The sequence below is a fragment of the Prescottella defluvii genome (genome assembly GCF_000738775.1).
In the GTDB taxonomy this organism is placed as follows: domain Bacteria; phylum Actinomycetota; class Actinomycetes; order Mycobacteriales; family Mycobacteriaceae; genus Prescottella; species Prescottella defluvii.
Genome location: NZ_JPOC01000003.1, coordinates 130834 through 143153 on the forward strand (window position 1 = coordinate 130834; position 12320 = coordinate 143153).

Here is a 12320-nt window from a genome sequence, read left to right on the forward strand (position 1 = left end):
TTCGTCGTGCCGAGCGGTCGCTCAGATTAGTTGGTTAGGCTAACCGAAGTTCTGCGTCGTTCCAAGGGCGTGCTCGCGGGGCGGAATCACAGGAATTCCATCTCGAACTCGTCGATCTCGGTTTGATCGATGTCGGCGAGCGTCAGATCCGACGGCGTCAACCCGCCCGCGTCCACCGTCGCGGCGTGGCCGGTGAGCGCGTGCAGCGCCTCGGCCCACGCCGTCGCCAACGCGTCCACGGTCGAAGCCGGAACCACGTCGGGGCTGTAGCCCCACGTGGCCCGCAGCACGGGGCCGTCCGCCGTGTCCTCGGTGACGGCACCGATCTCGACGGCGTGACTGACCGGCATCGCACCGTCCGATGCAGCCCCCAAGGCGCCCGCCTCCGGCGCGCTGGTCCACACGCCGCCGGCGTCCTCACCGAGTGTGAAGCGCCCCAGGTAGTTGAAGCCGATCTCGGGCTCGGTACCACCCAGCTCCGCCGCCGACTCCGGATCGAGATGACGCAGCATCCCGAAACCTATTCCGCTGTCCGGGATTGCGCGGAGTTGCTCCTTGACCGTTTTCAGCGCCGCCCCGGCCTCACCGTCACCGCTGAACGCCGCCACCACGTCCACGTCGGAGACGTCGACCAGCACCGGGTACAGCGTGGTGAACCACCCGACGGTCCGCGCGAGGTCCGCCCCGGACACCGCCTGCTCCTCCCGACCGTGCCCCTCGAGGTGAACCGGGAGCGAACCGCGGCCGTACACCCGGGCCACGGCCAGGCCGAGCGCGGTGAGCAGGACATCGTCGACCCGGGCGTTGAAGCGTTCCGGCACCGTCGTCAGCAGCGCCTCCGTGACCTCGGTGTGCACCGACACCTCGACGGTCGCCGTTCGGGACATGGTGTCGCGCAGCCGGTCCACCGGCCGGGTGCCGATCGTCACCCGCTCCGGCGCCCGGACCGCGGTGCGCCACAGCGGCAGTTCTCCGCGGCGGTCGGCCACGGCGTCGACGAGCCCGCGGGACCACGTGCGTAGCGGCGTCCCCACCGCGGTGAGGGGCTTGCCCGCGCACGCGTCGGCGAGGTCCGGCACCAGGATCCGCCAGGACACGCCGTCCACCACGAGGTGGTGGATCACCACCGCCACCAACGGGTCGGTGTCGCCGTCGTCGAACAGCACCACGCGCACCATCGCGCCGGCGGACGGATCGAGCGCGCCGTACAGTTCCTCGGTCGCGTCGTGCACCGCCCGGCGACGGTCCTCGCCGACCAGCCCGGAGATGTCAACTCGGGACACCACCCCCGCGGCGGCCACCGTTCCCGGACCGGGGATCTCGAACGTCCTCTCCCGATCGTCGAACGAGGCGCGCAGCGCGTCGTGGGTGTCCAGGAGCACCTGGACCGCCTCGGTCAGGGTGTGCACCGTGAGCCCGGACGGCGCGCGCAGCAGCCGGGACTGCGCGAAGCGCGCGTACGGCCCGCCTCGGTCCAGCAGATCGTGCACGATCGGCGAGGCCGGCACCGTCCCCCACCCGGCGGCGGGGTCGATCGGGGTGGCATCGGACTCGATCTCGGCGACCCGTGCCAGTCCCGCGACGGTCCGGTGCTCGAATACGTCCCGCGCCGTGAAGCGCACGCCCGCCGCACGGGCCCGCGACACCAGCTGGATCGAGACGATCGAATCGCCACCCAGGGAGAAGAAGTCGTCGTCGGGGCCGACGTCGTCGAGCCCGAGGACGTCGGAGACCACCGCGCACAGGCGACGTTCCAGGTCGCCGGCGGCATCGCGCGCACTGCCGGACGCCGTGAAGTCCGGTGGCGGCAGCGCCCGGCGATCCACCTTGCCGTTGGGGGTGACGGGCAACGCGTCGAGCACCACGACGGCGGCCGGGACCATGTGCTCGGGCAGTCGCGACGCCAAGTGGGCGCGCAGGCCCTCCCCGTCCACGGTCCCGGAGACCGCGACATAGCCGACCAGCCGCCGACGGCCGGGGTCGTCCTCGCGGACGACGGCGGTGGCGGCCACCACCGCCGGGTGGGACGCGAGCGCCGCCTCCACCTCGCCCAGTTCGATCCGGAAGCCGCGGATCTTCACCTGGTCGTCGGTGCGGCCGAGGTATTCCAGGACCGGTCCGGAGGCGTCGGCGATCCAGCGCACCCGGTCCCCGGTGCGGTACAACCGTTCGCCCGGATACCCGAACGGATCGGCGACGAATCGACCGGAGCTCAGTCCGGGACGGTCGAGATACCCCCGGGTGACGCCGGGTCCACCGACGTAGAGTTCGCCGGGAACACCACTCGGCACCAAGCGCATTCGGGAATCCAGCACGTGGACGCGGGCACCGTCGACGGGACCGCCGATGTGCACCTTCGGGCCGCCGATGTCGCCGATCGTCGCGTCCACCGTGCACTCGGTGGGCCCGTACATGTTGGTGGCGCGGGCCTCGCCCGACGCCGCGAGCGACGCCCACAGCTCGGCCGAGACGGCCTCGCCGCCGACGGACAGCAGGCACGGTCGATGCGCGGACGCCGGATCGAGCAGACCCGCGGTGAGCAGTTCCGACATCAGCAGTGGCACACAGTCGACCGCGTCGATGCGGTGGCGGCGCACGTAGTCGACGATGCCGGCCGCGTCCGCGGCCAGGTCGGCATCGAGCACGTGGAGGGTGTGCCCGGCGAGCATCGACAGCAGCGGGTCGATCGCGGAGTCGAACGCGAGCGCGTAAGTCAGCAGGACCCGCAGCGGGCGCTCGTCGGCGGCACCGAACGTCCGGCGACGCTGCGTCGCCATCAGATTCAGCACACCGCGGTGCGGCACCACGACGCCCTTGGGCGTGCCCGTCGACCCGGAGGTGTAGATGACGTACGCGGCGTTGTCGGGGCGGGGAATTCCGCGTCGCTCGCCGGCCGTGATCGGGCCGTCGGGCAGCGTGGGATCGACGGCGGCCAGCCCGGCCTCGTCGAGGACCAGGACCGGTGCGGCGTCAGCGAGCATGTGCGCGATGCGTTCCGGCGGGTAGGCCGGGTCGATAGGCAGGTAGGCCCCGCCCGCCTGCCACACCGCCAGCGCCGCGACCACGATGTCGGTGCCTCGCGGAAGCCGCAGGGCCACGACCGATTCGGGGCGGACGCCCCGGGCGATCAGATGCCGGGCCAACCGGTCGACCCGGCGCCGCAGGTCCGCGAACGTGATCCGGTCGTCCCCGTCGGCGAGGGCGACCGCATCCGGTGTCAGCGTCACCTGACGGATGAACGCCTCCGCCGTCGTCGCGAGATCGTCGAGTCCGGGGGCGGAGACGGGGACCAGCCCACCGGCGCTCAGCCGACGGCGTTCGTCCGGGCCGAGCAGATCCACCGCGGACAGTCGGGTGTCGAGATCACCGGCGAGCATCTCGAACACCCGGACCACGCGAGCGGCGAGCGCGTCCACGGTGGCGGCGTCGAACAGGTCGTGTGCGAACTCGATCCGCACGCGCAGACCCCCGTCCGGCGCCTCGATCACGTCGAAGGTCAGATCCAACATCGCGGCGCCCGTGTCGATCGTGACGACGCTCGGGTCGTGCTCCGCGAACTCGGTCACCACCGGCGGCATCCGGTGCTGCACCAGCGCCTGGAACAGCGGGTGCCGGGCCGCCGAACGCTCCGGGTTGAGCGCGTCCACCAGACGGTCGAACGGAAGGTCTTGGTGCGCATACGCTTCGAGATCACCCGAACGCACCCGTGCGACCAGTTCGGCGAGCGTCGGATCGCCCGACAGGTCAGTGCGCAGGACCACCAGGTTGACGAAGAATCCCACCGACTCGTCGAGTTCGGCGGCGGGCCGGCCTGCGGTGGGCGTGCCCAGCACGACGTCCTCGCCGGCGCCGCTGCCGGCGAGTGCCACCGCGACCGCGGTGTGCGTCAACATGAACATCGATCCGCCCGCCGACCGTGCCGCCTCACGCAGCCCGCGGCCCGTACCGGCGGACACGCTGCGTTCCACGAGTCCACCTGCGAACGTCGACGTCGACGGTCGGCGCCGGTCCGTGGGCAGCGCCAGCTCCTCCGGCATGCCCGCCAGGCGCGCGCTCCAGTAGCCGTGCTGGACGGAGGCCACGCTCTCGGGGTCGTCGGCGGCGCCGAGCAGTTCACGTTGCCACACCGCGAAGTCCGCGTACTGCACCGGCAGGTCGACCCGGTCGAGTGGCCGCCCCGTGCGGGCGGCTCCGTACGCGGCACCGAGGTCGCGCATCAGCAGCGGCGTCGACAACTCGTCGCTCGCGATGTGGTGCGCCAGCACCAGCAGCACCGAGTGGTCGCCGGTCACCAGCAGTCGCAACCGGATCGGGAATTCCCGGTCCAGATCGAACGGGTACCGTGCGGCATCGGCGAGGACGGCGTCCAGGCGGTCGGCGGGGACGTGTTCCACGTCGAACGGAACCGTCTCCGGCACACGGCACACCCGCTGCATGCCCACCCCGTCGATGTCCTCGAGCACGGTGCGCAGCACCTCGTGCCGGCGCAGCACCGCACCGGTCGCAGCGCGCAGGGCATCGACGTCCGGGACACCACGCAGCCGCAGCGCGACCGGAATGTTGTAGGTGGAACTCGGTCCCTCGAGCCGGAACTGGAACCACAGTCGCTGCTGTGCCGCCGACAGCGGCGACAGCGGGCCGCGCGGGGCGCGGTGCACCGCGGGACGTCGAGTCCGACCAGCGGCGACGCCGCAGTGCCCCGCGAGGCCGGCGGCGGTCGGGTTGTCGAAGACCACGCGGATCGGCAGCTCCACACCGACCGCATCGCGCACCCGTGCGATCAGTTTCGCTGCCGCGAGCGAGTGACCGCCGAACAGGAAGAAGTCGTCGTCGACTCCGACGGTGTCGAGTCCGAGCACGTCCGCGATCAGCGCGCACAGCACCCGCTCGAGTTCGGTGGACGGACCGCGGGTGGAGGCGTGGGCGCCGAAGTCCGGTTCCGGCAGCAGCTTCCGGTCCAGCTTGCCGTTGGATGTCAGGGGCAGTGCATCGAGGAACACGAACGCGGCCGGCACCATGTACGACGGAAGCCAGTCCGCGACCCGGGTCCGGGCGGCCGCATGATCGCCGTCGCCGCCGACGACGTACGCCACCAGCTGCGCCGATCCCGACGGGTCGGGCCGGGTCACCGCGACGGCTCGGGTCACGCCGGGCAGACGTGTCAGTGCCGCCTCCACCTCACCGAGTTCCACCCGGAAGCCACGGATCTTGACCTGGTGGTCGCTGCGGCCGCGGTAGACGATCTGCCCGTCGCGCGTCCGGCGCACCACGTCCCCGGTCCGGTACATCCGGCCGTCGTCGCCGGGGCCGGTACGGAACGGGTTCGCGACGAACCGCGACGCCGTCGGTCCCGGGGCACCGAGGTAGCCGCGCACCACACCGGGACCGGCCACGTACAGTTCGCCGTCCACCCCGTCCGGCACCGGGTTCAGACCCGTATCGAGCACGTAGGCAGACAGGTTCGCGACGGGTGTGCCGATCACCGGGTCGGCCGCGTCGGAGATCTCCGCGACCACCACGTCGACCGTGCCCTCGGTGGGGCCGTAGAAGTTGAAGGCGGTGCCACCGCGTTCCCGTAGCCGCCGCCACAGGTTCGCACTCACCGCGTCGCCGCCGAAGCCGAGTGTCGGGACGGTGTCGCCGGGCAGCAGGTCCGCGTCGACGATGTACTCGAGCTGCGACGGCGACAGTTCCACGAAGTGCCAGCCCTCGTCCCGCGCGAGCGATGCGAGACGCTCGGGGTCGCGTTGCGTCGGCTCGTCCACCACACGCAGTTCGTGCCCGCCGAGCATCCAGAGGTGCGGGCCCCACGACGCGTCGAAGGCGAACGACCACGCGTGCCCCACCCGCAGCCGGTCCCGGCCCGCCACCCGGCAGGCCCGCGAGAACACCCGGTCGCGGTGGCTGTGGAAGAGGTTGACCGCGCCACGGTGTGGCACCTCCACTCCCTTGGGCCGGCCCGTGGACCCGGACGTGTGGATGACGTAGGCGACGTCGAGGTCGTGCAGATCGTGCCCGCGCTCGGCGGCGGTGAGCGGCCCGTCCTCCCCCGAGCCCGAATCCAGGCGATCCAGGAGCAGGACGTCGTCCAGTCCAGCTTCGGACGCGGCGGATCGAATGCGCTGCGCCACAGCACCGCCGGTGATGACGCATCCCGGCGCCGTCTCCGCGAGCACGTGCCCGATCCGTTCGGCGGGATGGTCGGGGTCGATCGGGACGCACGTGCCACCCGCCTCGAGGACCGCGAACAGCGCGACCACCGTGTCTGCGCCGCGCGGCAGCGCAACGGCGATCCGGCGGTGCGGACCGAGCCCCCGGGTCAGCAGGACCCGGGCCAGCCGCCTGGCCCGGGATGCCAGTTCCCCGAACGTGAACGCCGTGACGTCGTCGCGTACCGCCGGCGCGTGCGGGTCGCGCAGGACCTGGGCCTGCAGCAGGTCCGGCAGCGTCGCCCCGGCCGGGACGGGCAGGGTCCGCCCCGCCGAGGCGGCGAGCAGCGCGGCCCGCTCGTCGGGCAGCAGGATCGGCAGTCGCGCGAGCGGTACCCGCGGCTCGGCGAGGCCCGCGACCGACTCGATCAGGTGCGCGATCCGGCGCGCATGGACGGCCAGTTCGGTCTCGGTGTAGCGCTCGGCGTCGACGTCGACCCACACCTCGAGTCCGCCCACGTGGTCGAGCGGGCGCACGGTCACCATGAGGTCCTGGAGCGGTCCACGTGCCACCGAGTGCACCGCGGCATGCAGGTCGTCGAACCGCAACCGGTCGCCGAAGGGCTTGACGTTGATCGACGGCCCCACCACACCGGCCGATCCCGCGGGCAGCCGCAGATCGGTCTGGATGTCCTCGCCGCGGTACCGATAGTGGCTGCGGCACAGACCGATCGCATCCCGCACCTGCTCGACGAGGTCGGCGACGGTCCGGCCCGGGGTCGGCGCGAGCCGCAGGGGCACGACGTTGACCGCCGACATCGGCACCGCCATCGACGCGCTGCCCAATCGGTTCATCACCGGGAAGCCGACGACGACGTCGCCGCGCCCGCTCGCTCCGTGCAGGTAGGCGGCCACCGCGGCGGTGATCACGTCTCCCCAGCTCGCCCGGGCGGCCTTGCCGACGGCGGACAGCCCGCGCTGCCGGTCGGCGTCGAGGGTCAGGCGGATTCCCCGTGATCGGCGGGCGATCCCCGCCCCGCTCTCGGCGAGCGTGACGGCGCTCTCGACGTCGTCGAGGTAGCCGGTCCAGAACGCCCGGTCGACCTCGAAGTCTCCCGATTCCCGGTACGCCCGCTCCTCCGCGACGACGGGGCCGAGCGGCGCGAACTTGCAGGCAGGACGCCCCTCGCCCCGCACCTCGGCGGTGTAGATGTCGGCGATCCGGCGCATCAGCAACCCGAATCCGTACGCGTCGATCACGAGGTGGTGAATGCACAGGTACAGCAGGACTGTACGGTCGTCCAGTACGAAAACCTGGGCCCGTACACAGGATTCGGTGCGCGGATCGATGACCCGGCCGTGGTCCGCGGACATGCGGAGTTGCGCCGCGCCCCACGGATCGTCGCGATCGCACAGGTCCACGACGGGAACCGGCCCGAGCGTGTGCGCACCGGGACGCAGCAACACCGATCCGTCGGACTCGATCTCCACTGCGGCAGTGAGTACTTCGGCCTCCCCGACGGCACCCCGAACGGCGGCCACGAGGCGCTCGACCTTCACGTCACCGTGGAGTTCGATACATTCGGCGGTGTTGAAGATCGCGTTGCCGGGGTCCAACTGCTGAGCGAACCACACGCCGGCCTGGGCTCGAGTCAACGGGAATGCCGAGGCCACCGGGCCGGTCGAAGCCACTGACGATCTCCTGTCCTGGATGCGAATCCACTTGCGCTGTAACACTTCACGCGGCATCCGGATCGGACCAACCGCAACCGAAGAGCACCAAAGGTTAGGCTAACCGTATATGTTCTTACGAGTCGGCGCATCACGTCCGATCGATCCCCGCCACCGCTACCGAAAGGTGAGTGCACATGCCTGCACCGGTCGCCGCAGCTCCCGCGCCGTATCGGGCCGGACGGACCACCGCGGCCCCCTTCACACTCTCCCGGCCTCAGGGCAGCATCCGCGCGGAAGGTGTCCTGCGTCGGTTCGACGACGCCACGGAGGCCGCGCGGGCCCTGCGCGCGGGTGACGTGTCGGCGCTCACCGGGGCCATCCCGTTCGCCTCCGACGCGCCGTCGGCGCTCGTCGAACCCGCCCTGTTGTGGCGCACCGAGAAGCCCTGGCGCAGTATGTCGGCGGCAGCGCTCCCCGCATGCAGCGTCGAACAGCATCTCCCCGCCGAGGGCGAGCACGTCGCCCGTGTCCGTGCCGCCCTGACGCGACTGCGGGACGAGCACGACCCGCTCCTCAAGGTCGTGCTCGCCCGTGCGCTGCGGCTGCGGGCCCACGGCCCGCTCGAGCCGGAAGGGTTGTTGCAGAATCTGATCGCGAACGATCCGGCCGGCAACGGGTACTGCGTGGACCTGTCGGCGGCGGGCGACGAACACTCCGACCAGTGGCTGGTCGGTTCGAGCCCCGAGGTCCTGATCCGCAAGCAGGGATCCGCCGTGAGCTGCCATCCCCTCGCCGGATCGGCGCCGCGCCTCGACGACCCGCTCGCCGACTGGGAGTCGGGCCGCGCGCTCGGCACGTCCGCCAAGAACCTGCGCGAACACCGGTACGTCGTGGACGCGATACGCGGTCGCCTCGACCCGCTGTGCAGCGACCTCGACATTCCCACCCGACCGACACTCACCCACACCCCGCAGCTGTGGCATCTCGGCACCCCGATCCACGGCGTCCTGCGCGATCCGTCGATCACGGCCCTCGATCTCGCCCTCGCTGTCCACCCCACCCCGGCCATCTGCGGCACCCCCACCGTCGACGCGTTCGACGTGATCCGCGAGATGGAGAGCGACCGCGGCTTCTACGCCGGCGCCGTCGGCTGGTGCGACGAACGCGGCGACGGCGAATGGATGGTGACCATCCGGTGCGCCCGGATCGACGCCGACGGCACCGGACTGACCGCGTACGCCGGCGGCGGCATCGTCGCCGACTCCGTCGCCGAGGACGAACTGGCCGAGACCACCACCAAGTTCACCACCGTCCTGGACGCCCTGGGAGTCGGCCGATGAACCTGTGCCTGGTCACCGGCGCGGGCCGGGGAATCGGCCGCGCCACCGCGATGACACTGGCCGACCGGGGCTGGCGGGTCGCGCTCCTCGACCGCGACACCGACGCCACCGCCGAGACGCGGGCCCTGGTGGGTCCGGCGTGCGTGGCGGCCCACTGCGTCGACATCCGCGACGCGTCCGCGGTGTCCGAGACCGTCGCCGCGGTCGAATCGCAGCACGGCCCATTGCGCGGCCTCGCCCACGTCGCCGGGGTCCTCGAGACCGGGTCGGTTCTCGACAGTGCGCCCGACAGTTGGCAGCGGGTGTTCGACGTCAACGTGACCGGCCTGCTCAACGTCCTGCGCACGGTGGGCACGTCGATGCGCGAGGGGCACGGCGGTGCGATCGTCGTCGTCGGCTCCAACGCCGCAGGTGTCCCGCGCGCCGGGATGGGCGCGTACGGGGCGTCCAAGGCCGCCGCAACGATGATCGCGCGGATCACCGGTCTCGAGTTGGCGCAGTACGGCATCCGGGTCAACGTGGTGGCCCCCGGCTCCACCGACACCGACATGCAACGCGGGTTGTGGCCCGATCCCACCGACGACGCCGGCGCGCGCGGCGCGATCGAGGGCAACCTCGCGGAATTCAAGGTCGGCATCCCCCTCGGGCGCATCGCCGCCGCCGCGGACATCGCGGACTCCGTCGAGTTCCTGCTGTCCGAACGCGCCCGGCACATCACCATGCAGGCCCTCTATGTGGACGGCGGGGCCACGCTCCGCGCGTGAGCATCGAACCGGCCACGACACCCGAAAGGAGAGCGAGTTGACCACCGCTCTGCGGCGCACCCCCCTGGCAGGCGTCGAACCGTATCCCCCGGAATTCGCCCAGCGCTACCGGAACGCCGGGTACTGGACCGACGAGACGTTCGCCGGGTTCCTTCCGGCCCGGGCCGCGCAGTACCCCGACCACACGGCGGTGACGGGTACCGGTGAGGGCGGCGTCCGTCGCACCCTCACCTACCGCGAACTTAACGACAACGCCGGCGTCCTCGCCGCCGGGCTGCTACGCCTCGGCATCCGCCCCGGAGACCGGGTGGTGCTGCAGATACCGAACATGCCGGAGTACGTCGAGCTGCTGTTCGCGGTCTTCACGATCGGCGCACTGCCGGTGTTCGCGCTGCCGGCGCACCGCCGGGCGGAGGTGGGCTACTTCTGCGAGTTCACCGACGCCGCCGCCTACGTGATCGCCGACCGGCACGCCGGATTCGACTACCGGACCCTGGCCCGCGAGATCGTTGCCGGGTCCGAGCGTCCGCCCGTGGTGGTCGTCGTCGGTGACGCCGGAGATGGAACCGGGTTCGTCCCGCTGGCCGAACTGCGCACTGAGACCGAACGGCCCCGGCCGTTCTCGCCCGCTCCGGACTCGATCGCCTTCCTGCAGCTGTCCGGTGGCACGACCGGGGTGCCCAAGCTGATCCCCCGCACCCACGCCGACTACCTGTACTCGGTGCGCGCCTCTGCCGAGATCTGCGCCCTGTCCCCCGACACCCGGATGCTCGTGAGCCTGCCTGCCGCACACAACTTTCCGATGAGCTCGCCGGGCATCCTCGGCGTCCTGCACTCCGGTGGCCGAGTGGTCCTGGCCCCGGATCCCACTCCGTCGACGTCGTTCGAGTTGATCGAGCGGGAGCGGATCACGATCGCGTCGCTCGTCCCACCGCTGGCGCTGACGTGGATGTCGTCGCCCGCCCGCGAGAAGTTCGACCTGTCCAGCCTCGAAGTGCTGCAGGTGGGCGGCGCCAAGTTCAGCGCCGAGGCCGCCCGCCGGGTGCGGGGCGAACTCGGCTGCGCGCTGCAGCAGGTCTTCGGAATGGCCGAGGGCCTGGTCAACTACACCCGAGTGGACGACCCCGACGACGTCGTGGTCACGACACAGGGCCAGCCGATCAGCCCCGACGACGAGGTCCGGGTGGTGGACGACGAGGACAGGCCGGTCCCGGTCGGTGCCGTCGGGAACCTGCTCACCCGAGGCCCGTACACGATCCGCGGCTACTACGCTGCGCCGGAGCACAATCGGGCGTCGTTCACCCCGGACGGCTTCTACCGCACCGGGGACCGGGTGCGGCTCACCGAGACCGGGCACCTCGTCGTCGAGGGCCGGGCGAAGGACCAGATCAACCGCGGCGGCGAGAAGGTCGCGGCCGAGGAGATCGAGAACCACCTGCTGGCCCACCCTGCGGTGCGCGACGTCGCGGTCGTCCCGAAACCCGATGCGTACCTGGGCGAGCGCACGTTCGCTTTCGTGGTCGGCGAGGACGGCGAGGACACTGCCACCCCTCCGCGTGCCGTCGAGTTGCGCGCGTTCCTGCGCGAGCGCGGCCTCGCCGCCTACAAGATCCCCGACGGGTTCGCGTTCGTGACCGACTTCCCCGTCACCGGCGTCGGCAAGGTCAGCCGCACCGAACTACGTCGAGCTCTCGAATCGACCTTCACCACGAAGCCCGCCAACGACAGTTAAGGACACCCATGTCCCTGCCCCGCTCCGTCTCCTACCCGATGCCCACCGAACTGCCCGCGAACCGGGCCCCGTGGCGCATCGACCCGGACCGCGCGGTCCTGCTGGTCCACGACGCGCAGGAATACTTCATCCGTGCGTTCGACCGCACCGCCGATCCGGCGCGCACCATGATCTCGAACGTCGACGCGATCCGCACGGCGTGCCGGGCCGCGGGTGTGCCGATCGTGTACACCGCTCAACCCGGCGACCAGGATCCCGAGCACCGCGCGCTGCTGAGCGACTTCTGGGGTCCGGGCCTGTCGTCCGATCCCGTCGAGACGGCGATCATCGCCGAGCTGGCCCCCGAACCGGAGGACGTGCTCCTCACCAAGTGGCGCTACAGCGCCTTCGCGAAAACCGACCTGCGACAGCGGCTGTCGGACCTCGATCGCGATCAGCTGATCGTGACCGGCGTGTACGCGCACATCGGCTGCCTCACCACCGCGCTCGACGGCTTCATGCAGGACGTCGAGATGTTCCTCGTCGCGGACGGTCTGGCCGACTTCTCCGCGGCCGAGCACCGGCAGGCCCTCGACTACGCCGCGGCACGCTGCGCGGTCGTGGCCCCGACTGCGCACGTGCTGTCCACACTGGCCATGCCCGTTCCGGTATGAGACGACTG

Annotated in this window: 5 protein-coding genes; 4 read left to right on the forward strand and 1 reads right to left on the reverse strand. The window is 71.4% G+C overall.

Annotation, left to right across the window (positions count from 1 at the left end):
• Nucleotides 1–86: 86 nt before the first annotated feature.
• Entirely contained in the window at nucleotides 87–7841 is a 7755-nt protein-coding gene (locus tag IJ15_RS0100985; protein WP_031936484.1) for a non-ribosomal peptide synthetase, read from the reverse strand.
• Between the two features lie 176 nt (nucleotides 7842–8017).
• On the opposite strand from IJ15_RS0100985, the gene IJ15_RS0100990 reads away from it, so the two are divergent.
• From IJ15_RS0100990 to IJ15_RS0101005, 4 genes are read left to right on the forward strand one after another with little or no spacing between them, the layout of a single operon-like run.
• The gene (locus tag IJ15_RS0100990; RefSeq protein WP_031936485.1) at nucleotides 8018–9163 is read left to right on the forward strand and encodes an isochorismate synthase; all 1146 of its coding nucleotides are present in this window, start codon (nucleotides 8018–8020) and stop codon (nucleotides 9161–9163) included.
• Nucleotides 9160–9927, forward strand: a complete 768-nt coding sequence (locus tag IJ15_RS0100995) for an SDR family oxidoreductase (protein ID WP_031936486.1) — start codon at nucleotides 9160–9162, stop codon at nucleotides 9925–9927. The genes IJ15_RS0100990 and IJ15_RS0100995 overlap by 4 nt, the downstream gene beginning before the upstream one ends.
• A gap of 37 nt (nucleotides 9928–9964) precedes the next feature.
• Nucleotides 9965–11659 carry a (2,3-dihydroxybenzoyl)adenylate synthase gene (locus tag IJ15_RS0101000; RefSeq protein WP_031936487.1) on the forward strand — a complete coding sequence of 565 codons (1695 nt, stop codon included), beginning with the start codon at nucleotides 9965–9967 and terminating at the stop codon, nucleotides 11657–11659.
• 8 nt (nucleotides 11660–11667) lie between these two features.
• Nucleotides 11668–12312, forward strand: coding sequence for an isochorismatase family protein (locus IJ15_RS0101005; protein WP_031936488.1), 645 nt, complete (start codon nucleotides 11668–11670; stop codon nucleotides 12310–12312).
• Nucleotides 12313–12320: the final 8 nt, after the last annotated feature.